The following is a 24,856-nucleotide window of genomic DNA, read 5'->3' as shown; positions in this document are numbered from 1 at the left end:
ATGTTCGCCATAGTTATTTTTGGGTCACAAGTTTCTGGTGGGAATGATGATAAGAGCGATCATGATCTACTCATCGTTTGTGAAGCCGGTAATAAAAGAAGTCTCATAGAAAAGTACTCTAAAATAGGATATAGCGTGTCTGCATATACACCAAAGCAGTTGGAGCTTATGCAAAAGAAAGGCTCGCTATTTATTCAGCACTTAAAATTTGAATCAAAAATACTCTTCGATAAGGATGGTGAGTTTAAAAGATTTATCGAGTGTTGTTCATTTATAAAACCAAAAACTAAAGAAATTAACCAGTCTAGAGACAGCATACTTAATGCTATTCAGTCGCCACAAGACCGAATCTTGTTAGGCTGGAAGGCAGATTATTTATTTGTGCTTTCAAGGGATTACTTTGTTAAGTATTTAGCAAGAAATAATGATCTTGTATTTAATACTAAAAGATTGAGTGTTGAAATATCTAAGAAATTTAATCTAAGTATAGATGAAATTAATACTTTTTTACGGTTAAGGGAGCATAAATCCAATTACAGAAATGGTGAGGTTAATCAACAAATAGTGGCGAGAGACGTCGATGAATGGGTTAGTATTTTATCAAAAGTTCTAGCACTAAAAGGGTGGGGTTTACACAAAAGAGATCGGTATATCAATTGCCTAGATTATCATGACTTCAAATCCACATACGACCTTCTTAGGTATGTTGAGTCTCTGAGGATACTTTTTCCAGAAATTACGCTTTCTTCAGATACGGAGAAACGAATTCATAAGATTATTACACGCCCTAACCATTACTCAAGTACTTCAGTAAGTAGTAAAAGTTTTTTAAATAACTATCTCTTGGAGTTTCGAGCAAGGGCTAACAAGTCAAAGCACGCGGACTTGCTGAAGCTGTCACCTTTTTTGTTCCAAAAAAGCCGCCAGCTTCAGCAAGCCGGTGTTTGAGGCGTTAGCAGTCTTTTCACCAAGCTTGGAGTTGGGATAAATTTTGTATGAGCAATAAGGGTTACTTTGGAAAAATAAAAACAGGAGGAAGCAACTCTTCTATTGGATTTGCTTACCAAGATCTGTGTGCGGCCTTTTATTTTCTAAAGCACCTTAATGTGAGCGAGTTCAATTCTATCGGAATAGAAACAGATGATGACTTTTCACTGCTGTTTGACAATAAGAAAATAAATGTTCAGGTCAAGTATGAAGAGCTATCAATACCAATTGTTAAGAAATATATTTGTGAAAATCAAATTGTTTTAGGGCCATCAAAAAATAAAAGCTTGTCGACGCTTCTCTCTTACTTAAATCAATATAGAAATAATAAGTTCTCTAGTGAGGATCTTCTTTCAAAGATATCAGTATCGGAAGATTTTAGAGAGGTTTTAAAGCGGAATGGCACTGCAATAGAAAATGTCAGGGAAATTCCTAATACTTGGAGTGTCGACGTTCTTCCTGAAGATAAGATTAGAGAGATAATTAAATTAGAGATGATTGAATGGGGTATTGATCACTCTCTTTTATTAGATGCGGATGAATGCTTAAAAGAATTGATATTTATTATATATGAAAGTCGCAGTGAGAGGGGGTATATAGAAAGATCTGACATTGAAAATATTTTTAAAAAACACTCAAAAAAACTTATCCTCAAAGAAGAGGGTGGAGCATCGTTAAATTTTCTTGAAAATTTGGATTTAGAACATAGTGAGATTTTAAGCAGCGTTAATTCAAAGGTTAGCAAGGCAGAAACCTTTCTCATCGATGGCCATTATGAAGAGGCTTTAAGAGAATATATAGAGTTATCTAAGGCAGTGAAATCCGAGAAACTGTATATAAAGTGCGCTGGAATTTTGCAGATTTTGGGTGAAATAGATAACGCCATACTCTACTGTGATAATGCTCTAAAGATTAATCCTTTGTACGCCATGGCCTTAGCAGTAAAGGGGACTTTAGTTGCTGAGAAAGGAGATGACGACTTCGCTTTAGAGTTATTGAAAAGCGCTGAGTTCCAGGATAACACTGATCCTTTCATTATTTATAATGTCGGTGTCGCATACCTAAATTTAAGAAGTGTTGACGAAGCGGTAAGTTACTTTGAGAAAACAATAGAGCTGAATTCTAATTTAAGCTCGCCGCATCTGAATCTTGGCGTTTGCTATTTCAACAAAGGAGTGTTTTCCGAGGCAGCTAAACATATTGATTTTGCCTTGCTCCTAGAGCCAGGACTTCCAGAAGCATTGTCTCAAAAGGGTGAAATAAAACGCTTTTATGGGGAGGTGGATGAAGCAACTAAGCTCTTTGAAAGGTGCTTGCTTAATACTCCGGACAATCTCGTCGCCAATTTAGGCTTAGCTTTTTGCCTGATAGAAAAAGGCGACCCACTGGGGTTTGGGAATTTGGTATTGAATTATCAGAAGCAGCTCTCTGAACTTGAAGTAGATAAGTCATTAGTAATTGTTGATATCGGTTGGGAAAGAACGTTATCAATTTCAATAGAAAATATAGATAGATCCTCATATTTGGTAAATTATGACGGTCTTGAAGTCTATGTTCCCAAGCCAAACAAAGATCGGATTGCTATCGGTGTTCTGAATACACAAGAAATCGAGCTTCCTCTGATCATGAAGTCTTACACTGACTTAAATTCTTACAAAAATGCAGTTAATGCTATTAAGCTAAGCCAACCTATAGATCTATTTGTGTCCGCGAATGGTTTTGTTAATGGAAAATCCGACCATTGTGAAATTAAGATTGATTTACAGCACTATTCTATATATGGAAAAACGGATAAGAGCGATAACAAGGGGTATCGTGCTTTCATAGATTGTTTTGATGGGTGGTTCCTGCTAGTAGTTACCCATGACGAATCGAAACAGCAAGAAAGTTTTAATGTGGTTGGATTGGAGTGCAACTGAGCAATATTAACTGCTAACAAGCGCATTAATTAGGACGCTCACAAGTTCGCGCCAATTATGCGGGCGTTAGCTCTTCGAGGAGAGTAATGAGTATATCCACGAAAGATTTGAAAAAACTGTGGGGAATGGCCGCTGGTAGATGCTCTAAGCCAGGTTGTTCTGTCGAATGTATAAGGTTTTTAGATGCTGATGATCCAACTGTAATAGGCGAGATGGCGCATATTATCGCTAAGAAGCCAGATGGTCCTAGAGGCCAAGCCGAGGGCGGTGAGGACACTTATGAAAATCTAATCTTGTTGTGCCCTACTCATCATACTGAAATTGACAAAGCTCCAGAGGGTACATTCACAGTTGAAGAAATTCATAGATGGAAGTCAGTGCACGAGCAAAATGTGAGTGATTCCTTTCTGAGTCCAAAATTTGAATCAATGCCAGATCTTGCCAAAGCAATTAAAAGGCTACTTGTCCAGAACCACCAAGTTTGGCGGAGTGCTGGGCCCGAATCATCTGAAGCTAAAGCGAACCCAATGAGTAATTTGGTCGAAGTATGGAATTTACGAAAACTAGATACTATCGTTCCGAACAATAGAAAAATCATAAACATCATTAATATTAATAGCCATCTTGTTGATGTTAGTGATCTTGAATTATGTTATGAGTTTATTGAGCACGCAGAGGGATTTGAAAGGAATTGCTATGAAAGAACCGAGGGCGTTTTACGTTTTCCTAAAGGATTTGAAGAGGTTGTAAACAAATATGTCATTTAATGATTGGGGGGTTTCCTATAGCGCTATCTCTTTTGCGGAACGAGCATTAGGCGGTCATGATAAAGTAGCCAGCTTTGTAAGAACAAAAGATATATTGTTCACAATTACTCACATAAATGGTGAGACAATATATATGCTGCTTGTCGATGAGTATTGCCTTGGCCTTGCAGCAATTCATCGGGCTAGAAATGAATTTCCAGAGGCTGATTACATAGTTACTTGTGCTAACTGGAATGGCTATACACGAGAAGCGAAAGAGTATGGGGATGAGAATAATCTAGGTATCTTTAATATAGGTGAGTTTTTTGGGGCACTTAACTGGACTAACCCCAAAACCTATTATCAAAAGGATCGGGATGGTAATCGAATTTATGCTTACAAAGTTGCCTGAAGGAACAGAAGTGTATGTTTTTGGGTCTTTTATAAATACTGCATCTCCAAACGACTTAGACATTTTGTTTTTGTATGATCCGAGCAAGTGCCTCCCGCAGAATGCTTACAAAGAGCACCTAAGCTTTATTGAGTACTTAGAGGTATGCAGTGAGCTCAAGGTAGATGCAACTTTGCTAACCTATGAAGAACAGCTGGAATCAAACTTTTTGGCCATTTCAAAAGCCATCCCGGTCAACGAGTGTGAAGAGCTAACAAAGCGCTTCACGCGGATAAATTACTCGCTGCGCTCCAAATTTGCCGCAGAGCGCGGCGTTAGCCTTACGACCATAATTACTATTTTTTAGAAGTCTGTCTTATCAAGGCGTTTACTTTTAAATATCACATCGCAAATGCTTACCGAGCTTGTTTCGTCAGATCACGCCTCGTTCCTCGTCTCATCAGACCTACGTGATCGGTGGGTGAATGTTTGCCAATTATTGAGACTAGTGGGAATAATCAGCTGGTGATGGCAGCATTAGTTCTTTCCAAATTGGAGTGATACATTTTAATTTGAGATGTTGCTATGAGAGCCGAAGTCGTTACTACGCTAAAGAGGCAGGCATCGAAGCTGCTTGCTGATTTACGTGAGTTAAAAGAGCCTATTTTCATAACCGAACATGGTCAGCCATCAGCCTATTTGCTTGACGTAGCTGATGACGAGTTAATGGTGCAACGGATGAAGATCTTGGAAGGTATCGCGAAAGGCGAGCAGGCCATCCGTGAAGATCGAACAATGGATATGTCGCAAGCCAAAGAGAAAATGAGTAAATGGCTCAAGTAATTTGGACTGAGCCAGCACTGGATAATCTGAATGATATTGCTGAGTATAGTGCAGTTAGTAATCCGTACGCTGCGAAGCAATTTCAGTCAAAAAACCTTACGCTAAAAAGCTTAAGAAGCAGGTCACGATAAGGCTTGATGAGGATACTGTTGAGTATTTTAAGGCGTTGGCGGACGACAAGGGAATTCCTTATCAAAGCTTAATTAATTTGTATTTAAGGGACTGCGCGCAATCACACCGTGACTTGAAGATGGAGTGGCAATTAGTCATTTCACGCATTCCAAAAAAAAGAGTCTGTCTCATCTTTAAATTCAGACGTCCAGACTCCAATTCATTTCTCAAACACGACATTCACTTGATGTCGGTCTAAAAAGAGGCAAAGTATTGTTTGCCTCTGATGACGAATATTATACGTCAGCGCCGCCTAGAACTTTGTCTAGTTGCATTTCTGTTAAAACACGGTCTTGGACAGGTTGTTTAGCGGCGTTAATTTCATCAACCCCCCAAACCAAGCCAACAGGTGTGCGTGTTGGGCGCTTACCAGCAGGCATGTCTGCTAGGGCTAAATAAGCATCTACTACCATTTGTGGATTAGGTGCTTGATCACTCTGCATAAATTTACCGAATTCTTCGAACATGGCGGTAGGGATGTTTGCCAATTCACCGTAGCTATCCAGTATGTCTGTACGTGATGGTTGTTGTCCTGATGCTGTTAGACCTGTTGGGAATGGGCCAGGTTGTACGATGGCGACATCGATGCCAAATGGCGCTACTTCGTAGCGTAAACCTTGAAGGTAGCCTTCTAAAGCATGTTTGGTCGCGGCGTAGGTAGAAAAGTACGGTGCTGAAATTTGGCCAACCATGGATGAGGTGTTAATGATAAGGCCAGACTTAGCTTCACGCATCGCAGGTAAAACGGCCAGAATAGTGCGCATAGCGCCATAGTAGTTGGTTTCCATTTGCTCGCGAGCTTGGTCAATACTAAATGCTTCTGTAATGCCAAGATACATCACGCCTGCATTGTTAAGTAAAATATCAATTTTGCCTGCTTTATCTAGTACGCTTGCAATGGCGTTTTTGACTGATTCGTCGTTGGTAACATCCATATCAACAACTTGAATTGAATCGCTATACGCTTCCAGCTCTGCTTTAACTGCAGAATTTTTACCTTCTGGACCGCGCATAGTGGCGAACACTTGATAGCCTTTATCTGCAAAATCTTTTACTGATTTTTGACCAAAGCCACTGCTGCTTCCTGTAATAACGATGCTTTTTTTTGTATTGCTCATTTTTTCTTTCCTATTCGATTTGCTAATTAAGTACCAGGCGGTACAATAAGCGCAAAAGATTAGTATGTCAAATTAAAATACTGGGTGGTATTAAAATGAGTTTAGATTCAATTAAGCCTTCAAGGGGGCGACCAAAGACCCTAGATCGCGATCATATTTTAGATGTGGCAATGAATTCTTATTGGAAAGAGAACATAGCCAATTTGTCTCTTAATGAAATTTGCAGGAGGTCTGGTGTATCAAAGCCTGGTCTTTATCGTGAGTTTTCAAATGAAGATGGCTTGATGAAGGCTGTACTTATCAGGTATCAAGAGCAAGTGTTAGGTCCAGTTCAGCAGATGCTGAATAGTGACGTTCCATTTAGAGAGGCTCTTGATAACCTTATATCGTTTGCCGCTTCAGTTAGTTGTCATGATGAATCTCCAAATGGCTGTCTTTTTATAAAAATGCGTGAATCACGAACGCATTTGGGTGAAGCGACTCGAGCGCAGGTAGACTTTCTTGAAGAGCAGGGTCTTGTTACTTTTCAAAAATGGGTAGAGCGTTCAAAGGCTAAAGGTGAGTTTTCTGCAGAGATGTCGTCAGAATTTGCCGCTACTTATATCGATGCACAGCTAAGTAACGCTTCGTCTCAGGTGGCGCGCGGTGAAGATCCGCAGATGGTTCAGAAAATACTCGTGGCTGCTCTTTCAATACTGAAGTAGGACTATGTTAAAAACCAGAGTCTGGGTTGTTCATTTCAAACGCTCCAGACTCCAATCCCTCTATTTCTAACCTTTCCCAATTACTGCACTGACTTTGGTGTTTGTGTGAATATATAACTCACGGCTTGGGCCAGTTGTGGGCTGGCGTGTCCGCTGCGCAGTAATGCCCAAAGTGGTTGTTTGGCTTCTGGGTGTTGGCTGAGTTCGGCGGCGATTTGTTTGAAGGCGATGTAGCCATCTTCTCTGTGAGCCAGTTTTTCCATGATGATGCGCATTAGTTGTGGGTTTTGACCCAACCAATGGGGGCATTTTGCGGCAAGGGCAGCGATAGGGTGAAGGTCGTCGTCTTTGCATTCGGTTAGGCTACCAAGTAGACCAAACAGCGGCAGTAATAGCGTGTCGTTTAAATCGGCTCTGGATAGGGCACGTAAGTAACTGGCTTGCATCAGCGCGTCTTGCTCGGTTTGCAGTTGTTCGATAAGCGTATCTTGTAACTGGTTAGATAGAGTCTCGTGCTCAAGAGCGTGGCATAAAGCACTAACTACGGGCTTAGCAGCATGTTGAATGGCTTTTTGTATAAGTGCTTGGTATTTGTCTTCATTTACTCTGGCGGCAAGTTCAGCAATGCCTTGTAAACCAAGTGTTTGCCAGCCGTCGTTAGCATCTGTTAGATCAGATGACAGGTATGCAATGACGTCATCGAAATAGTGCGACTGTGTTTTATGCAGGTCTTTGCCAAGAATGGCGTGAAAACTAGCCATGCGCTCTTGGTCTGGTTTGAAGGCATAGGGGTTGTCCTCTAGGGCTTCTGATAACCCCGCTTCTTCACCTTTGTGCAGTATTTTATCAACAATACTTTTAATGAAGTGGTCACGTGTGCCTAGGTTTAAGCAGCCAGCTTCGTCTAGTGGCATTTTAATAAACCAAATAACACTTTGATCTTGAGTATTTTGGGCTGTTGTTTTGGTATTTTTCATTTTTAACAGGCAGGCCAACCAAGCGTGTTGACGAAATGGGAATGGGTAAGCCTGTTGTTTGCGATCAAATTGGATGGCTTGTTGCGGTGTGATTTTTGTGATGTTGCGACCTAGGTCGTAGTAGCTTACATCGCAACCAACCGTGGTAAATAGGTCTGAAAGAGATTCGATTTTATTCATACTAAAGTTTGGGCTCATATGGTCGATAAAGGTATTTAATGTACCGTTATCGCTTTAAAAAAGATTCGCTATCTTACCGTTTTTCAAAGGAGAAATCAGGTTGAAAAAAGCCTTTTCTGCCCATCATGTGTTGGCTGATTTATTGATGGACTTGCAAATGGCAATGCAAGACTGTGGTGTTTGGGAATGTGAGATACCTTCAAAAGAGGCTGTAGCAAGCACAGAGCCTTTCTGTGTTGATTCTATGTCGTTCGAGCAGTGGTTGCGTTTTGTGATGATAGAGCGTTTTAAAATGATGTTAGCGTCGGGTGAAACTTTACCTAGTCGATGCCATATATCTCCGATGGCGGAAGAAGCTTTTAAAGGTAAGCCACAGTCTAAAGTCCGTTCTTTGGTGGCTTGTTTAAACCGTATTGATCAACATTTAAGTGGTGCTCTGTGATTTCGGATCGCGTTCAACATCCTTTTGTAAAAGATATTGCTTGGCTAGTTGAAGGGCATTATATTGAGCGCGATTTTGAGCTAGAGCCTTATTGGCTGTCAGATGTTGAAGCGCAGCTGCTAGCATTAGATGATCAACCCCAGCCATTGATAGACGCTGTAACAGAGTGCAAGTCTCATTTTCTTGGCAGCTATTTCGAGACCTTGTTCTCGTTTGCGATTCGTCATTTGTCTGTTTTGACGGTTCATTACGAGCATGTACAGATTGTTGGTGAGGGCAAAACTCTAGGCGAAGTAGACATGCTGGTGGAAACGCCAGCAGGTCAGCTTCATCAATTTGAAATTGCCATTAAGTTTTATTTAGAGCGTCAAGATTTATATCCAGACCATTGGATTGGCCCAAATAAAAATGACAGCTTACTAAAGAAAGTATCTAGAGCCAGAGGTCATCAGTTACGAATTTTAGAAACAGACGCGGGCAAGTGTGCCATTGCGGATATTGCGCAAGGTCGAATGCCTCAGGCAAATTTGTTGATTTTTGGTCGATTGTATTCCTCGCTTAATGCAGGGCAGGATATATCAACTTGGTTAGCTCAATCAGAATACGGTGGTTGGATCAGAGCGTCTGATTTTATCTTGCTAAAGTCATATTTTTTAAATTTTTTAGTTTTACCGAAACCTCATTGGTTGTCTTATCCTGCTGTAAATGAGAATATTCCTTTCAATTATTCGCAATTTGCCTACAATCTCGTAGGTGAGATCCTACATGATTCACGTCCAAGACACGTGTTTATGTGGAGTGCTGCTGATGCAGCAGGGGACATATGCAAACATGTGTTTGTTGTACCAGATTCATGGTGATAGTTTGCGAGGCCTCTAGTGTCAAAACGTATAGTAGTATTTAAAGTTGATGACTGATTTATCAATGCTTGTGCATGCAAAAATGCCATTAGCTGCCTGGATTATAGATATCGAGCAATCGAGTGTTCCTTGGTGCAATGACGCTGCAGAGGCGCTGTTAGCCGACTCTTTGAATGATATTAAATCCGGCCAACGCCTGATTGGCGATGCGTTACAAAAACGCTTGTCTTTGTACATCGAGGCTCTTGAGTTAGGCGAAGAGTTGCCTTTCAAATGGCCCTATGTGTCCAAAGATGGCGCTCGCTATAAGGTGATTGGATCGGTTATCTCATTAGGTAATGGTCGTAGAGGTTTGTCAGTCGAGGCTCATCCAGACCTTTCCCACGTTAGTTTGCCTACTCCTACTTCTATCACTGCTTCAATTACTTCGTCAACGCTTCCCCGGGCACCAGAGTCATCTGGTTTGCTGACACAATTTAGAACCTTATCTTTTGCTGCTTTTAATCCGAAGGGCGAGATGATTGAAGCAAGTGAATGCTTTATAGGTGTTTTTGGAGATATCCAATACATTAGAGATTTATTTGCTGTTTCTGGCGCTGCTAATAGCTTTATACAGCGCTTAGAAAGGCTGGAGTGCCTATCTCAGGAAATACGACTTTCAAGTAAACAAGGCGTGCGTTGGTATAAAGTAGAGGTGTCTTACCATCATTTAAATAATAATGTTTACTTATTAACGCATGATATTCAGGAAGAAAGAGACCACGAAGTCGCACTTTATCGCCTTAATAACTACGACAGTCTAACCTTACTGCCAAACCGCAATTTACTTTATCAGCAGCTGGAAAGCGCGCTGGTTAATGCACGTAAACGTGAGCGAGAGTTTGGCCTTTTATATATAGATTTAGATAGCTTTAAAGTTATTAATGACAACTTTGGCCATCGCGTTGGTGATGAGCTTATCCAGCGAGTCGCTGAACGAATCAAAACCTGTATTCCTCCTCGGGCTTGTTTGTACCGTTTGGGGGGCGATGAGTTTGTGGTGGTGTTGGAAAATACAACCGGAATTGAAGAGCTACAAAATATTGCTGAAAGCATTATGCAAAACGCCAGCAATACCTATCTTGTCGCCAAAATGGAAATGATGATTACCGCCAGCATTGGTATCGCAAGCTACCCTCAACATGCTGATGATATAGACAATTTACTTAAAAATGCCGATGCCGCCATGTATCGTGCGAAATCTACTGGCCATAATATGTATTTTGTTTACGAAAATAACATGGCTGAAAATATTGATGCGCATCTTACTTTAGGTGGTGGTTTACGAAAAGCCATTGAGGAAGAGCAGTTTGTTTTGCATTATCAGCCTAAAATTCGTTTATGTGACGAGGAGGTTGTAGGGGCTGAAGCTCTTATTCGTTGGGTGCATCCCGAACTTGGGATGATCAGTCCAGATCAGTTTATCCCTTTAGCTGAAGAAAGTGGTTTGATTCTTCCTTTAGGCGAGTGGGTTATTCGACGAGCTTGTAGGCAGTTAAAAGAATGGCGTGAGTCGGGGGTTGCTCCTATTAAAATGTCGGTGAATTTATCTAGTCGACAATTTATGCAGGCTGATTTGGTGGATATGGTCGAAAGGGTGTTGCAAGAAACGGGTGTTGAACCTGAGTATTTCGAACTTGAATTGACCGAAAGTATGTTGATGGCAGACGCTCAGCAGTCTATCGACAAATTGCATGGTTTTCGAAAGTTGGGCTTAACCTTGTCAATTGATGACTTTGGTACGGGTTATTCCTCATTAGCGTATTTAAAAAAATTCCCCATTCAAACTTTAAAAATAGACAGGTCTTTTATTAATGATTTGGGGCTAGATAGTGATAACGATGCAATCGTAAAAGCCACCATAGCTATGGCAAAAAGTTTAAATTTAAAAGTCATTGCCGAAGGCGTAGAAACCCGATCGCAGTTTGACTTATTAGATGGATATGGCTGCCAAGAAGTGCAAGGCTATTTGTTTTCCAAACCCTTATGTGGGGAAGATTTTTTGCGTTATATGAGCAGTCAGAATGTGGTTACTTTTGCGTAAGTAGTAGTCCTTTAGCTTGTTAAATAAGAAATGATTATGTCTTTAGGATTTTTGATGTTCAGAGTGTTGGTAAAAGGGTATCCTTTTTGAACGTGAAATTATTAACCGATGAGTAAACTGTGTTGACGCTTGAAAACCTGTCTTGTCCGATAGATGCCACGCCATTACGCCGCGAGCAGCGCAGCTTAAAATGTGAGCAGGGACATTCTTTCGACTTAGCTAAAACTGGCTATGTGAACCTTCTTCCAGTACAAAATAAACGATCCAAAGATCCTGGCGACAGTAAAGAAATGGTCGCTTCCAGACAATCCTTTCTTAATCAAAACCACTACTTTCCTATTGTTCAGGCCGTTCTTGATTCTTGGCCAAAAAGTCATTTTTTAAAGGGTATGCGTGTTCTCGATGCTGGGTGTGGGGAAGGCTATTATCTGGATGAAATCAGTCAGGCGTTATCGAATCAAAATATCCAGATGGAACGTTGTGGTCTTGATATATCTAAGTGGGCGATTGCCGCGGCGAGTAAGCGCGATAAAACCGTCAGTTGGATAGTTGGCAGCAATGCGAGCTTGCCTGTGCCTGACGAACGTTTTGATCTTGTCTTATGCTTATTTGGCTTTCCAGTATTCACAGAATTTTCACGTGTGCTCAGTGACAATGGTTTGATGTTGCTGGTTGAGTCGGGGCCAGAGCACCTTATTGAGTTGCGTGAGATACTCTATCCTTCTATTCATGAATACAAACAAACATTTTCTGATGGCGTGTCTGGCTTTGATTTGGTGTTAGAGCAAGCGGAAACTTTTACTTTCAGTTTAGACTCGCAAGAAAAAATACAGAATTTATTAAGTATGACACCGCATATTCATAAGGCGTCATATGAAGGCCGAGAGGCCGTTCAACAACTTGAATCCATTATTTTAACGGCAGACATCAAACTCCGCTGGTATCAAAAACAAGCTAAGGAAATGAACCATGTCTAATTATTTAGATGATCTTTTTGCTAAAAATAGAGAGTGGGCTGCCAAAGTAACGGAAGAAGACCCAGAGTTTTTTTCTACGCTGTCAAAGCAGCAACAGCCAGAGTACCTTTGGATTGGTTGTGCCGATAGTCGTGTGCCAGCAAACCAAATTGTCGATCTTTTACCGGGTGAAGTTTTTGTACACCGTAATATTGCTAACGTTGTGGTGCATACGGATTTGAACTGTTTATCGGTTATCCAATTTGCGGTTGATGTACTAAAAGTAAAACACATCATGGTGGTTGGTCATTATGGTTGCGGTGGTATCAAAGCGGCTATGGGCACCGAAGAGCATGGCATGATAGACAACTGGTTGCGTCATATTAAAGACGTATATCGACTACATAAAGACGAGCTTGATGCTATTGCTGACGAGCATACTCGCTTTGATCGTATGTGTGAGTTGAATGTGGTTGAGCAGGTAGCAAACGTTTGTCAGAGCAGTATTGTTCAAAATGCTTGGAAAACCGGCCAAGAACTTCACGTTCACGGCTGGTGTTACAGTATTGATAATGGACACATTACTGATTTGAAAAGAACTGTATCGAGTGCTGAAGAGTCCGCCCAGCAGATGCTGACTATGTAATATTTTGCTTCCTAAACTTTAGCAAAATATTGCCATAAAAAAACGAGCTTAGAGCTCGTTTTTTTATGTTTGATTTTCACTTTTAAATGGCACCAGCCAGTTAGAGATTATTGTTTTCTGCTATGGTTTTTGCACAACCTGCAATACTGGAGCGTATCCAAATATGGCCTGGGTCATGTTGAAGTAATGGGCTCCACAACATTTTAAGTTCGACAGGCGGTATTTCAAATGGTGGTGGAAGTACCACTACCTTGTCATTATCTTTCATTAGGCGAGTGGCTAAGGAAGGTAGTGTAGCGATTAGTCCGAGCTGTTCTGTGGCGCGCATAGCAACGTTGTAGTTGCGAGTAAATAAACGAATATTTCGTTTAAAACCTAGATCAGCCAAGGAGCCATCGACCCAACCCAATTTTTGAACTTCTTCTGGTTGAATACCAACTCCAACACCAAACCCTGTTTTACTTACCCAAACGTGTCGGGATTGAAGATAGGTTTCTAATGAGAAATTTTTCGCGATCTCGGAGTTAGCAGGTACTAGGCAAGAGAAATGATCGACCCACACTGATTTTTGATGGAAAGATTGCGGTAGCGTGTCAAAGCGGTTGATCACTAAGTCTACTTTACCTTTCTCTACATCGTGAAAGCTAACATCACTTGGGTTCATGACATCAAGAATAACGTTAGGCGCTTCTTCCTGGAGCTTTTTCATCAAGGGTGGAATCAAGGTTGCTTCTGCGTAATCGCTCGCCATGATACGAAACACGCGTGAGCTGGATTCTGCTTCGAAGCTTTGCCCGAGATGAAGTACTTCATCGACGGATTGTAGAATACTTTGAACACGAGGTTGGAGTTGGATTGCTAAGGCAGTTGGCATCATGCCATCGCTGGTTCTGACCAGTAATGGGTCATGAAATAGGTCTCTTAGACGTCGTAAGCCGTTACTCATGGCAGGTTGGGTAATGCCAAGCTGATTGGCTGCATGGGTGACGTTTTGCTCCCGTAATAAGGAGTCTAAATAACGAAGTAAATTGAGATCTATTTTGTCTAACTGCATAAAGAAAGGGGCTCGCGTCCACTAACGTAGGGGCTGCATCATACTCCATTTTGGCTATAAATAGAATGATCGCCCTTTAGTTAGTGGGGATTTGTTAGCGAGTTTTAATTCTGTTTGGTGAGTTGTTCTATGACCTCATAGCAAGCGCCCATGGTGTGGTAGTCTGTTTTGCCCGCAGGGCTTTTACAATCATCAAAGGCTTTATTGTCTTGAGTCAGAATTCGAAACCAAGCACCATATTTATGATCTATCATATGTGACCAACTGTATTGCCAGAGTTGTTGGTATTTGTCCCAGTAATGGTTTTCTTTCGTGTATATGGCAAGCATTGCTGCCGCGGCAAAGGACTCCGCTTGAACCCAAAAGTACTTGTCGCCATCGCAGATATTCCCTTTGGGGTCATAGCCGTAGCACAGACCACCATTAGTATGGTCCCATGATTTTTCCCATGCCGAATTGAATAGCTTCTGCGCGGTTGGAATTAGCCAATCATCATGCGAACGTTGGTGTATTAATAACAGTAGTTTAGACCATTCAGTTTGGTGGCCAGGCTGAAATCCCCATGGGCGGAATAAATGCTTTGGGTCTGCTTTATTATAGTCCCAATCAACTTGCCAGTCGGTTGTGTAATGTTCCCAAATTTCACCGCCAGCGAGAGCTGCTTGGCGTACGCAAATGTTATGAGCAAGCAAGGTAGCTCGTTCAAGGTAATGGACTTCTTGTGTGGCATCGTAAGCTGCCAATAGTGCTTCGCAGCTGTGCATATTGGCATTTTGGCCACGATAAGGTGAAATCGTTTGCCAATCACTGGATATTTCGTCTTTGTACAAGCCAAATTCAGCGTCCCAAAAATGTGTTTCCATGACGTCGAAGGTTTCTTTTACCCATGCTTTTGCTTCTTTTATTCCCGCTTTATAAGCGGTTGAATAGGCAAGCATGACAAATGCAAAACCATAGCAATGATTGGTTTCATCTAGGTTTTTATCTTTGTTAAGTAGCCAAACATAGCCACCATTTTCACGACGGTGGCGGTTTCTTAAATACTCTAGACCGTGCTGAGCGGCTTCTAAATAGGCGGTGTTTTTAGTGGCTTGATAGGCTTTGGCGTAGTTGAAAATGAAGCGAGTGCTGCTAACAAGGTGGCGAGTGTCGGTATCATAAATATCGCCGTTATCTTTGAAGAATTGAAAAAAACCGCCAGATTCATCGATGCAGTTTGGGTGATAAAACGCCATGGTAGATTGAATATGGTCGTTTAAAAAATCAACAGATTTAAAGTCCGGAAAAGAGTTCATGATGAGGTCCTTTGTTTTGGGCTTTTGTTCAGCGTAATAGCCCTTTATTGTTTTGCAAAAGAAAAATTGATCAAAAATGGAGCGTTTAAAGACGTATCTCTCATCTTAATGAGTTATATTATTAAATCAATTAGATTTATTAAATGGTAGCGATTAGTTTACAAGCCAAAGTATGAGAGTAGGGTTATATGAAATCTTCTGGTAGCACCTCAGAACAAAGTCGGATTTATAATGAGCGGATAATACTCCGTTTGGTTCGACAGCATCCTGACATTTCGAGAGTGAGCATTGCAGAGCAAACAGGGCTAAGTGCGCAAACGATTTCGGTCATTACTTCGTCTTTATTAGAGCGTCAGCTGCTTCATGTCGCAGGTAAGGTCAAGGGGCGAAGAGGCCAGCCTTCAATCAAATTAAGCATTAATAAGAAAGGGGCGTATGGCCTGGGGATTAATGTTGACCGCGATCATATCAGTGCTGCTTTGTTAGATTTTAGTGGCGAGTGCGTTTTATTGGTTGAACGAGCGGTGTCTTTTCCGACGGAAAATATGGCCAAACAGATTGCGAGCGACTTAATTGAAGAGGTCAAAGCTACCTTGGGTGATGATTGGAGTCGAGTACAGGGTATAGGTTTGACTCGCCCAGATTATATGGACTCTTGGTTGGAAACATTAGTGACGGATCAAGATCAGCTGTCTAATTTAGATTCTCTGAAAGACGCTTTATCTTATTGGCGTTCAGATGCATTTGAAACTTGGTTAGCGGAGTCAACTGGGCTGGTGTGCTTTTGTGAGAATGATGCGGTTGCCGCAGCAACCAGTGAGTTGTTATTAGCGCCGGGTGTATTGCCGTTCGATTTCTTTTATTTGTTTGTCAGCACGGCATGTGGCGGAAGTGTGGTGACAAATGGCGAATGTTATTTTGGCTCACATGGCAAAGCTGGTAGCTTTGGGCTTATTCCAACTGCAACAGGCAAACACGGAAAATGGATTTTAGAGGCCTTATCTTTATCATCATTACGACGTTTTTTATGGTCGAATCAGCTTACTTGGCCAGACTGTGATGAAGCATGGCAGGATGATGTGTATATAAAGGCCGTGTCGCAGTGGTCGAATGACGTTGCTCATGAAGTGGCTTCTGCTTTAGCAGCCGTGGTGGCTTTATACGATCCTGAAGCCATTTTGATTGGGGGGCGTTTACCAACGACGGTGTTAACGGCGTTGATTACTGAGCTTGAACAAGTGGTAGCCCAGCAAAGTACCTTGCCCATACCACCGATTCGTCATGCTCAAACAGGGCAGACGGCTGGCGTGCTTGGTGCAGCTGTTTTGCCACTTTATGAAATCTTCGCGCCACAGAAGAATTTACTGTTGCTAAGCTCCAAAGACAAACAGCGAAATACTAGAGAGAAACCATGAGAGTAGAGATACAGTGTGAAGATAGAATCGGCATGGTGCGCGAAGCGCTTGACCTATTTATTCCTCATGGCATTGATATGCGGTTAGTTGAGGTAGATACAAAGCGCCGCTGTATTTATTGTGGCTTTCCAGACATTCCTTTTCCAAAACTGCAGCAGCTGTTGGCGGATATTCGTCGCTTAGAAAGTGTTGAGGATGTTAAGACTGTGATGTTTACTCCGTCTGAGCGTGAACACAACGCGATTTATACTTTGTTAGAAGTCTTGCCGGATGGTGTGATGTCGGTTGATCTAAAAGGTCACATTACAATGGCAACGGAGCTGGCGGCTGAAGATTTGAATGTCTCTGTAGCAGATTTACTTCATCAACCGCTACAGCATTTTATAAAAGGTGTGAATGTCGCAAAGGAAATTTGGGCCAATCCACGAGAAGGGATGACGAAGCGCATTCGCATTCGTAATAAAATGCTATTGCTAGAAATGAAGCCGATTTTTGTCTCCGATGACGATGGTGTGACCAACCCTGCCGGAACCGTCATTTATCTTAAATCGAAAACGCGGCTAGATCGTCAAGCTGCCAGCTTGAAACAAGCACCGGATGCGGAGGCACATTTTGAAGCCTATTTTAAACCTTCGGTCATCAAGAGTGAGTCCATGAGAGAGGCTTTGACGCAAGCAAAAGTCTTTGCAGATGTGTCGATGCCTTTATTAGTTCAAGGCGAAGTGGGAACAGGTAAGCGAGATCTAATTGATGCTTTGTTTCAATATTGGAACAAACGACAAGGTGAGCTAGAGGCGCAATTGATCGTGCGTAATGCTCGTGATATTGAGCGCTCTGATATCGCTTCGTTAGATCAAATGTCTGGTTGGCTTGTAATTGAGGATATTGAGTACTTAGATAAAAACGTACAGATTGAGCTGGCTCATTGGCTGGCTCGACAGCCTGGCACCGGAACCAGCCTAGATTCTAATTTACGCATCATCAGTACTTCGGTGTTAAGTCAGTCCCAGCTAGCGAATGGTAAAACGCTGCATTCAGGTTTGTATTTTTCATTAGCGACACTTGTGTTGTCTGTCCCTGCACTTCGAGATCGTCGTGAGGATCTTGAAGGCTTGGCCCAGCAAGTTATCTCGACTCAAGCAGAGCGTTATCGCCTACCCGTTGCTAGCTTGTCAAAACCTGCTTTGATTAAGTTAGCTTTATATACTTGGCCTGGTAACCTAAAAGAATTGCAGAATACATGTTTGCAGACACTACTGACTGCAACAAATAGGGAATGGGCGGCAGATGATATCCACTTGCCTGAAGTGAATAATGGCAAAGCGGTGACTATGGTTTTACAGCAGAATTCGTTAGAGAAAACGGTAAAGCAATGGGAGGCTGAATTACTAAAACAGTTGTACCCAAGCTACCCAAGTACAAGACGGTTGGCGAAAGCTGTTGGAATGAGTCACAGTGCAATAGCAAACAAACTAAAGGAATATGACATTAAAATATGATTAATTAGCTAGACTCACCAAGCGGTGTGTCCAGCTAGTATCGTATTTGGAAAAGAAATGATTAATAAGAGCGTTTACGTTGAGGGTGTGGGCGTTTTGCTTTTTCTCGCTCAATCTTAATAGGTTGTAGTGTTGCTTTTGGTTGAAAAAAAGATTTCTGAACGTTGGCTACCAAGAAAGCAATTGCTGCACAGGCAGCTATGAATAACAAAAATTCAAACATGGTGCTTCTCCAAACTAATTATTCTGTAACAATCATGGTTCATTATGATCGTTGGGTAAAGTCAATTATGTTGTTTTTTGGTTAAAGAATGTAGAAATATACACTCTTTACGCAACTTATCGCTCTAAAAAAGTCTTTGTAGCATCGTAATTATGAACACTTACCTAGCAATAATGGCGTTAGATTTTATAAAATCAACCATTCGGCAGTGAAAGAGTTCGTCACAAGCTAAAAAACTACAAATCGTATCTTTTTCTTAGATACTTGGCGACGCCGTCTTCGTCATGGTGGCCAATAACATCACTTGCCGCTTCTTTCACGTGGGAAAGTGCGTTCTCAGTGGCAAACGCCTCATCCGACTGAGAGAACATGGTCAAGTCGTTATCACCATCTCCAAAGACGATTAACCTTTCGGCACCAACTTCAGCTTTAAGTTCCATTAGTGCGGAACCTTTACACACATTACTATGATGGATGTCCAACCAAAAAGCGTCAGGGTTATAAATTCCACCACCTGAATAGGCGGTTAAGTGGCTGTACTTTTGAGAGTCTTCAATTATTTTGTCTATAAATGTAGGGTGCCCCATGGCACTTATGTTAGTGATCTTTGAGTTATTAGAAAGTTCGCTTATAGGGTGAAGACTCATGTTGGTATGGTTGCCTAGCTCATTGGCAATATGATCGCTTAGGTGGCCAGTTAATGGCGAATGGTAGACTTTATGAGAGCCATCATCTTCTAAGCAAAAGACAAAAGGCGTGACTTGGTTTTCTTCAAAAGAAGTAAGTAGTTCAGAGATGTGGCTTTGTGATAACAGGCTTCGATGACGGTAAGTGTTTTGCTGAGGATCCCACCATTCAACCCCATTTTTGAAAATTTGCCAATTTGGAAAATCATGACCTACGAGGCAAGGCGTCGCAGCGAAATGTGTTCGCCCTGTTGCAACAGTATAAAATATGCCAGCAGACTTTAAACGCTCTAGCGTTTCAAGTGTGTAATCAGACAGTCTTTGATGTCTATTCAGTAGGGTACCATCTAGGTCAAATGCCACTAATTCCATAATCACCTCATCTTTTCATTGTTCAGCACTATCGCATTTTATGAGAGAGAAGTTCAACCTATTTACATTAGGTTTATTGAAGGTTTTTTAGACCGAAAGGGAAGGTAGGGCAATCAGTAAAGAGCTATGATTGCCCTGTCGGCTAGGCTTTGTGTGATAGTGCTTGTGCTGTAAAGTTAATGCCAGTCCAGCCATTTTCGATGAACTGTCGGATGTTTTGATGGTCGCTGGCTTCAGGGTTTTCTAATACATCCACACGGTAAAAATCACCAAATAAATGCAGCGTTTCTGCAGCAGCTAGCTGATTTATAGAGGCAAAGGAAAAAATCTTACAAGAACCATTGTTCTCGTTTATCGCATTGTTTTGTGTGCCATTAGAAAATGCTGTTGGCGTGAAATCGTATTCGCGCTCTATGACATCAATCACTTCTTTGAATTGAACTTGTTCAGGAGTGCTTTTGATTTTTTCGATGAGCGTTGCTGTGCTTAGCATGAGAGCCTCGTATAGTCAGTTATAAGAATGATAAGTTGAAAGATAAATGGCGATATTATGCCTGTTCTTTGTCCAATGATTTTGAGTAACGCACTGTGGCTTTAAATGTCACAAAGGCAATAATACCGCATGCAGCCATGGTGCCAAGCATTGGAACAAATGTGCCATTGTGAAGGAGACTCACGACAACGCCGCCTAATGCTCCCATGGCAAAGCGAGACGTTCCAGCTAACGCCGTAACGCTGCCATTATGGTTACCAGAATATTTAAGGGCACCAGCCATAAAGCCGCTGCCTAAAATCCCCATGGGACCAACAAAAAGCATGCTTGAAAGGACGATAAGCCAAATAGGCGGGTGGTTGAAAAAGCTCAAAACAATCATCATGCAAGAAGCAATAAGCGGGATGAAAATCGCGTATTTCGAAAGTAATTCTGTTCCAAGTTTTTCTACGTAACGGCCATTTATTGTAGAGGCGATCATCATAGAAATAACATTAATGCCAAGCAAGAAGCCGAAGTTTGCTGGGTCAACACCATACACTTCAATATACACAAATGAAGAGCCCGTAATAAAACTCATCATGCCAGTAAAGTAAAAGGCAGAGGCGACTACATACCCCATCACCGCGCGATTTTTTAGGAGTGTTTTATAGTTCTTAATTGCGTTGAGAAATGAAAATGGCACTCTTTTTTCTATTGGGAGCGTTTCTGGTATGGTGCGCAAAAATAAAAATATTGCGAGTGCGGCTAAAACACCTAAAAACACAAAAATATAATGCCAGCTAAGGATGGTTAAGATAAAACCACCAAGAATTGGAGCTGCTAAAGGAGCCAAAGCCATCACCAGCATAATCATGGACATGGCTTTGGCAAATTGGTTAATCGACATACCGTCTTTAACTAGAGCCGGAACACAGACGGCGACAGCAGCACCACCCAGTGCTTGTATGGCTCTGCCTACCAGCAGCATTTCGTAGCTTTGGGCTACTGCGCAAACAAAGCTACCAACAGCAAAAATACCTAATCCGCCGACAATTACCTTACGGCGGCCAATGGCATCAGAAATAGGGCCAAACAGAATCTGCAAAAAGGCAAAAACCACTAAATACATACTGAGTGTCATTTGGATAAGGCTAATATCCGTATTTAGTGCTTTGGAAATAGTTGGAATACTTGGAAGGTAAGCGTCAATCGCTAATGGTGTTAGCCCTGATAACAGGCCAAGTACTAAAACAATGGGGAAAGTGAGCTTCATATAATGACTTATTTAATAGGTTAACCGAGTTTATTCGGCAGAATTAATACCACCTAAAAAGGTAGAAACGAATTATAATAGGTTTGTGATAGGTAAGAGAACGTAATTGTGCAAACACTAAGTAAAGCTTGAGAATAGCAAATTATAACCTTTGATCTTTTCTGGTCTTCAATTATATATCATGGTTCAATTTCGTCCCCCCTTATCATGAAAATGCTTCTTGCCTAGTTTGGCTCTGCTTTTGTGGCGTTTTATTTTTTAATAGTGTCAGATTTAACGGTTTTATAAGGAACAACATGTTACGTTTTTTTGAAAAATGGGTGTCAGCATATCCTGATATTGAAGCCGGACAGGCGCCAAAAACACTTTATGCATTTTGTCGCCATTTCTCTAAAGGGGTTGAGTTACCTCTGATATTAATGTCACTGCTTACGGCTGCTATTGCGATACTCGAAGTGACTCTGTTCAGCTTCATGGGGCAATTAGTCGATTGGTTGATTAACAAAGACCCCGCGACCTTCTTTGCGGAAGAAAGTACGCACCTATTGCTAATGTCATTGATGATTTTAGTTGCTATGCCTTTGGTTACTTTTTTGCATTCGGCAATCATTCACCAGACGTTATTGGGAAATTACCCAATGCGAATTCGCTGGTTGTCTCATCACTATATTTTGCGCCAAAGTATGTCGTTTTTTCAGGATGAATTTGCTGGGAGAGTGTCAACTAAAGTGATGCAAACGTCATTGGCGGTTCGTGAAACCGTTATGAAACTACTGGATGTGCTGGTTTACATCGGCGTGTACTTTATCTCCATGGTGGTGTTGATTGCTAAAGCGGACTATCGCCTGATGATTCCTCTGTTAGGCTGGTTAGTTTGCTATGTTTTATTGCAGCTGTATTTTGTTCCAAAACTAAAGAGAATTTCATCAGAGCAGGCGGATGCGCGTTCAACGATGACAGGCCGTGTTGTAGACAGCTACAGCAATATTTCAACGGTGAAACTGTTTTCTCATCATAAGCGTGAAGCGGATTATGCTAAAGAGGGAATGGACGGTTTCTTGCAGACGGTTTATAAGCAAATGCGTTTGGTCACCATGCTTAACGTAGGTGTGCAAACTTGTAACTACATTTTAGCATTTTCGGTGGCAGCATTATCTATTTGGTTATGGACTGGCAGCATTATAAGTGTGGGTGCAATTGCGATTGCGGTGAGTTTAGCGCTGAGATTAAATGGCATGTCCCAGTGGATTATGTGGGAAATTAGTGCTTTGTTTGAAAACATCGGCATGGTTAACGACGGCATGAAAACACTTTCTCGCCCTGTTGAGATCGAGGACAAAGTAAACGCTCCAGCGCTTTCTGTTCCGAATGGCCGCATTGAATACGACGCCATCAATTTTCACTATGGTAAACAAGACGGTAAAGTAATTGAGAACCTTGTTTTATCTATTAAAGCAGGCGAAAAAGTGGGTTTGGTTGGTCGCTCTGGCGCAGGCAAGTCTACTATTGTAAATCTATTGATGCGTTTTCATGATGTAGAATCAGGTCAAATTCGTATTGATGGGCAAAACATTAGTGAAGTTCAGCAAGATTCGCTACGATCTCAAATTGGCATGGTGACGCAAGATACATCCTTGTTGCACAGGACCGTTCGTGAAAACTTACTTTACGGTCGACCTGACGCTTCGGAAGAAGAAATGATCGCGGCGGCGAAGCAAGCAGAAGCCCATGAATTCATCCAAGACTTGACTGATCCATTTGGTAACGCAGGTTATGATGCCATGGTGGGTGAACGTGGTATCAAACTTTCTGGCGGTCAGCGTCAGCGTATTGCGATTGCTAGAGTCTTATTGAAAGATGCGCCTTTGTTGATATTAGACGAAGCGACATCCGCATTGGATTCAGAAGTAGAAGCGGCGATTCAAGAGAGCCTATATAAACTGATGCAAGGCAAAACTGTGATCGCGATTGCTCACCGTTTATCGACGATAGCCGCAATGGATCGATTGATTGTATTGGATAAAGGCAACATTGTAGAGCAAGGTAGCCACGAAGAGCTGATCCAGCATAAAGGCATATACGCTTCGCTATGGGCGCACCAAACAGGCGGCTTCTTAGCTGAGGACATTGACTTAGAAGACATTGATATTGAAGATGTTGAGCTGGCAGGCGCTAAGTAAAAAAACGGTTCCGTTTGGAGTCGACAATTTGGGGAAGGGCTTATGACGTATTTTATTTTGTTTCTCGCCATATTGGCGGAAGTGATCGCAACCACCGCGTTAAAAGCATCAGAGTCTTTCACTAAATTGGTCCCAAGTGTTGTGCTGGTGATAGGTTATGGCGTGTCTTTTTACTTGTTAACCATTGTTATGCGATCTATGCCGACAGGGGTGACATACGCCATTTGGTCTGGGTTAGGGATAGTGTTGATCTCGGTGTTTGGTTATCTCTTTGCTAACGAAAAACTCGATCTAGCGGCGTGTATTGGTATGTCTTTGATTATCGCTGGTGTGGTGGTTATTAATGTTTTTTCTAAAACAATAAGCCACTGATAAAAAGCGGAATACTGAATGCATAAAAATCCCTCGTTGATGATATCAGCGAGGGATTTTTTGTATTTGGAATGGCCTGTCGGACTCAGTCTTACAGACCTTCAGCGATTTCTTTTACCTGCATACGCACGCTTTGCAAACCGTTACCGGATAAGTACCAAAGCTTAGGCGATAAATACGTGACTTTAATAGAGCCCGCACCTTGGGCGGCAAGATCTGCTTCTAATTTATTTATGTCGAGCGCTTCGTTTGTATTGCCAATAGCTTCGCTGCGGTCAACGATAAATAAGGTTGTCGGGTTTGTTTCAGCGATATCACTAATGGTAAGTGGTGTAAATGTTCGAGTGCCTCGCGTATGGGATTTTACATGAGCTGGGATGTTTGCTGTTTTCAAACCCAAAAGCTGGCTGCTAATGGCGTCTTCTCGTAGCCCTAAAGAACCGCTGTTATGAGTAACAATCAGAACCGTTGTGTCTTTATTTAGGGTCTTCTTGGTGGATTTTATGTAGCCTTTCAAATCCGCAAGGGCTTTATCTGCTCTGTCTTGAACATGAAATAGTGTGGCAATCGAATTGACGTTGTCACTAAAATCATGCCAATAGTTTTCCCCTGACATGTTGACTTGTTTTACCGCGCTAATTTTAGCCAGCTCGTCTTTCTTGCCTGCTTGGCGTCCAGTAATAATGATAAGGTCTGGTTTAACTGTGCTTAGTGCTGTTAAGTCTGGCGATTTTAAGCCACCAATGTCGCTATAGCTTGCGCTGTCAAACTGTTGTAAATACTCAGGAATCATTTGTTTAGGAACGCCTGTAACTTGGCTTTCAAGACCTAGCTCTGCCATGGTGTCTAAGCTACCAAGATCAAAAACAGCGGTGGTTGGTAATCTCGTTTCAGCGGTTGATAGCTGACTAAATGCAACCAATGTCCCTATGGCTAATATTTGTTTTAACTTTGTCATCTTCACAATTACCTATTTATGAGTCTTGAAA

Annotated in this window: 26 protein-coding genes; 17 read left to right on the top strand and 9 right to left on the bottom strand. The window is 41.7% G+C overall.

Annotated elements, in window-relative coordinates; all coding sequences use genetic code 11:
• From DFP77_RS03225 to DFP77_RS03190, 7 genes are all read left to right on the top strand, one after another.
• Positions 1-948, top strand: a complete 948-nt coding sequence (locus DFP77_RS03225) for a nucleotidyltransferase domain-containing protein (protein WP_114410861.1) — start codon at positions 1-3, stop codon at positions 946-948.
• A 47-nt stretch (positions 949-995) separates the two neighbouring features.
• Positions 996-2,906 carry a tetratricopeptide repeat protein gene (locus DFP77_RS03220; protein ID WP_114410860.1) on the top strand — a complete coding sequence of 637 codons (1,911 nt, stop codon included), beginning with the start codon at positions 996-998 and terminating at the stop codon, positions 2,904-2,906.
• Positions 2,907-2,992: 86 nt separating this feature from the next.
• A complete protein-coding gene (locus tag DFP77_RS03215) occupies positions 2,993-3,673 on the top strand; it encodes an HNH endonuclease signature motif containing protein (protein ID WP_114410859.1) in 681 nt (226 codons plus the stop codon).
• Positions 3,663-4,064 (top strand): hypothetical protein, encoded by a 402-nt coding sequence (locus DFP77_RS03210; protein WP_114410858.1) that lies wholly within the window; start codon positions 3,663-3,665, stop codon positions 4,062-4,064. The genes DFP77_RS03215 and DFP77_RS03210 overlap by 11 nt, the downstream gene beginning before the upstream one ends.
• Positions 4,045-4,410: a nucleotidyltransferase family protein gene (locus DFP77_RS03205; protein WP_147270548.1), complete on the top strand. Its 366-nt coding sequence runs from the start codon at positions 4,045-4,047 to the stop codon at positions 4,408-4,410. Before DFP77_RS03210 ends, DFP77_RS03205 begins: the two co-directional genes overlap by 20 nt.
• A gap of 218 nt (positions 4,411-4,628) precedes the next feature.
• The gene (locus DFP77_RS03200; RefSeq protein ID WP_114410856.1) at positions 4,629-4,886 is read left to right on the top strand and encodes a type II toxin-antitoxin system prevent-host-death family antitoxin; all 258 of its coding nucleotides are present in this window, start codon (positions 4,629-4,631) and stop codon (positions 4,884-4,886) included.
• 79 nt (positions 4,887-4,965) lie between these two features.
• Positions 4,966-5,256, top strand: a complete 291-nt coding sequence (locus DFP77_RS03190; RefSeq protein WP_114410855.1) for a BrnA antitoxin family protein — start codon at positions 4,966-4,968, stop codon at positions 5,254-5,256.
• Positions 5,257-5,293: 37 nt separating this feature from the next.
• Here DFP77_RS03190 and DFP77_RS03185 read toward each other — a convergent pair whose 3' ends face one another.
• Entirely contained in the window at positions 5,294-6,175 is an 882-nt protein-coding gene (locus DFP77_RS03185) for an SDR family oxidoreductase (RefSeq protein WP_114410854.1), read from the bottom strand.
• A gap of 95 nt (positions 6,176-6,270) precedes the next feature.
• On the opposite strand from DFP77_RS03185, the gene DFP77_RS03180 reads away from it, so the two are divergent.
• Entirely contained in the window at positions 6,271-6,879 is a 609-nt protein-coding gene (locus DFP77_RS03180) for a TetR/AcrR family transcriptional regulator (protein WP_114410853.1), read from the top strand.
• Positions 6,880-6,959: 80 nt separating this feature from the next.
• On the opposite strand, the gene DFP77_RS03175 is transcribed toward DFP77_RS03180, so the two are convergent.
• Positions 6,960-8,036: a DUF3549 family protein gene (locus DFP77_RS03175; RefSeq protein WP_114410852.1), complete on the bottom strand. Its 1,077-nt coding sequence runs from the start codon at positions 8,034-8,036 to the stop codon at positions 6,960-6,962.
• A 100-nt stretch (positions 8,037-8,136) separates the two neighbouring features.
• Here DFP77_RS03175 and DFP77_RS03170 point away from each other — a divergent pair, with 100 nt between their 5' ends.
• The 5 genes from DFP77_RS03170 to can all read left to right on the top strand — a co-directional run bounded on the left by DFP77_RS03170 (position 8,137) and on the right by can (position 13,023).
• Complete coding sequence (locus DFP77_RS03170) at positions 8,137-8,478, top strand: YqcC family protein (RefSeq protein WP_114410851.1); 342 nt, start codon at positions 8,137-8,139, stop codon at positions 8,476-8,478.
• The gene (locus DFP77_RS03165) at positions 8,475-9,338 is read left to right on the top strand and encodes a DUF1853 family protein (RefSeq protein WP_114410850.1); all 864 of its coding nucleotides are present in this window, start codon (positions 8,475-8,477) and stop codon (positions 9,336-9,338) included. The genes DFP77_RS03170 and DFP77_RS03165 overlap by 4 nt, the downstream gene beginning before the upstream one ends.
• A gap of 49 nt (positions 9,339-9,387) precedes the next feature.
• The gene (locus DFP77_RS03160; protein ID WP_114410849.1) at positions 9,388-11,421 is read left to right on the top strand and encodes a putative bifunctional diguanylate cyclase/phosphodiesterase; all 2,034 of its coding nucleotides are present in this window, start codon (positions 9,388-9,390) and stop codon (positions 11,419-11,421) included.
• A gap of 119 nt (positions 11,422-11,540) precedes the next feature.
• Entirely contained in the window at positions 11,541-12,398 is an 858-nt protein-coding gene (locus DFP77_RS03155; RefSeq protein WP_114410848.1) for a putative RNA methyltransferase, read from the top strand.
• The gene (gene can, locus DFP77_RS03150; protein WP_114410847.1) at positions 12,391-13,023 is read left to right on the top strand and encodes a carbonate dehydratase; all 633 of its coding nucleotides are present in this window, start codon (positions 12,391-12,393) and stop codon (positions 13,021-13,023) included. The genes DFP77_RS03155 and can overlap by 8 nt, the downstream gene beginning before the upstream one ends.
• 100 nt (positions 13,024-13,123) lie before the next feature.
• Here can and DFP77_RS03145 read toward each other — a convergent pair whose 3' ends face one another.
• Together DFP77_RS03145 and DFP77_RS03140 are read right to left on the bottom strand one after the other, a co-directional pair.
• Complete coding sequence (locus tag DFP77_RS03145; RefSeq protein ID WP_114410846.1) at positions 13,124-14,077, bottom strand: LysR family transcriptional regulator; 954 nt, start codon at positions 14,075-14,077, stop codon at positions 13,124-13,126.
• A 104-nt stretch (positions 14,078-14,181) separates the two neighbouring features.
• Positions 14,182-15,372 (bottom strand): AGE family epimerase/isomerase, encoded by a 1,191-nt coding sequence (locus tag DFP77_RS03140; RefSeq protein ID WP_114410845.1) that lies wholly within the window; start codon positions 15,370-15,372, stop codon positions 14,182-14,184.
• 188 nt (positions 15,373-15,560) lie between these two features.
• Here DFP77_RS03140 and DFP77_RS03135 point away from each other — a divergent pair, with 188 nt between their 5' ends.
• Both DFP77_RS03135 and DFP77_RS03130 read left to right on the top strand, forming a co-directional pair.
• The gene (locus tag DFP77_RS03135; RefSeq protein WP_114410844.1) at positions 15,561-16,787 is read left to right on the top strand and encodes an ROK family transcriptional regulator; all 1,227 of its coding nucleotides are present in this window, start codon (positions 15,561-15,563) and stop codon (positions 16,785-16,787) included.
• The gene (locus tag DFP77_RS03130; protein ID WP_114410843.1) at positions 16,784-18,286 is read left to right on the top strand and encodes a TyrR/PhhR family helix-turn-helix DNA-binding protein; all 1,503 of its coding nucleotides are present in this window, start codon (positions 16,784-16,786) and stop codon (positions 18,284-18,286) included. The genes DFP77_RS03135 and DFP77_RS03130 overlap by 4 nt, the downstream gene beginning before the upstream one ends.
• 61 nt (positions 18,287-18,347) lie before the next feature.
• Here DFP77_RS03130 and DFP77_RS19515 read toward each other — a convergent pair whose 3' ends face one another.
• The 4 genes from DFP77_RS19515 to DFP77_RS03115 all read right to left on the bottom strand — a co-directional run bounded on the left by DFP77_RS19515 (position 18,348) and on the right by DFP77_RS03115 (position 21,315).
• Positions 18,348-18,509, bottom strand: coding sequence for a hypothetical protein (locus tag DFP77_RS19515; protein ID WP_181858487.1), 162 nt, complete (start codon positions 18,507-18,509; stop codon positions 18,348-18,350).
• A 236-nt stretch (positions 18,510-18,745) separates the two neighbouring features.
• Positions 18,746-19,567: an HAD family hydrolase gene (locus DFP77_RS03125; protein WP_114410842.1), complete on the bottom strand. Its 822-nt coding sequence runs from the start codon at positions 19,565-19,567 to the stop codon at positions 18,746-18,748.
• Between the two features lie 142 nt (positions 19,568-19,709).
• On the bottom strand, positions 19,710-20,060 hold the full coding sequence (locus DFP77_RS03120) for a HopJ type III effector protein (protein ID WP_114410841.1): 351 nt from the start codon (positions 20,058-20,060) through the stop codon (positions 19,710-19,712).
• A 55-nt stretch (positions 20,061-20,115) separates the two neighbouring features.
• On the bottom strand, positions 20,116-21,315 hold the full coding sequence (locus tag DFP77_RS03115) for a Bcr/CflA family multidrug efflux MFS transporter (RefSeq protein ID WP_114410840.1): 1,200 nt from the start codon (positions 21,313-21,315) through the stop codon (positions 20,116-20,118).
• Between the two features lie 296 nt (positions 21,316-21,611).
• Here DFP77_RS03115 and DFP77_RS03110 point away from each other — a divergent pair, with 296 nt between their 5' ends.
• Together DFP77_RS03110 and DFP77_RS03105 are read left to right on the top strand one after the other, a co-directional pair.
• Positions 21,612-23,495 carry an ABC transporter ATP-binding protein gene (locus DFP77_RS03110; protein WP_114410839.1) on the top strand — a complete coding sequence of 628 codons (1,884 nt, stop codon included), beginning with the start codon at positions 21,612-21,614 and terminating at the stop codon, positions 23,493-23,495.
• 42 nt (positions 23,496-23,537) lie between these two features.
• Complete coding sequence (locus DFP77_RS03105; protein ID WP_114410838.1) at positions 23,538-23,867, top strand: DMT family transporter; 330 nt, start codon at positions 23,538-23,540, stop codon at positions 23,865-23,867.
• A 91-nt stretch (positions 23,868-23,958) separates the two neighbouring features.
• On the opposite strand, the gene DFP77_RS03100 is transcribed toward DFP77_RS03105, so the two are convergent.
• The gene (locus tag DFP77_RS03100; RefSeq protein WP_114410836.1) at positions 23,959-24,825 is read right to left on the bottom strand and encodes an ABC transporter substrate-binding protein; all 867 of its coding nucleotides are present in this window, start codon (positions 24,823-24,825) and stop codon (positions 23,959-23,961) included.
• Between the last annotated feature and the right edge of the window lie 31 nt (positions 24,826-24,856).

The organism is Marinomonas foliarum, assembly GCF_003337275.1.
GTDB classification, from domain to species: domain Bacteria; phylum Pseudomonadota; class Gammaproteobacteria; order Pseudomonadales; family Marinomonadaceae; genus Marinomonas; species Marinomonas foliarum.
This window is presented reverse-complemented; position numbering and strand designations above follow the sequence as displayed.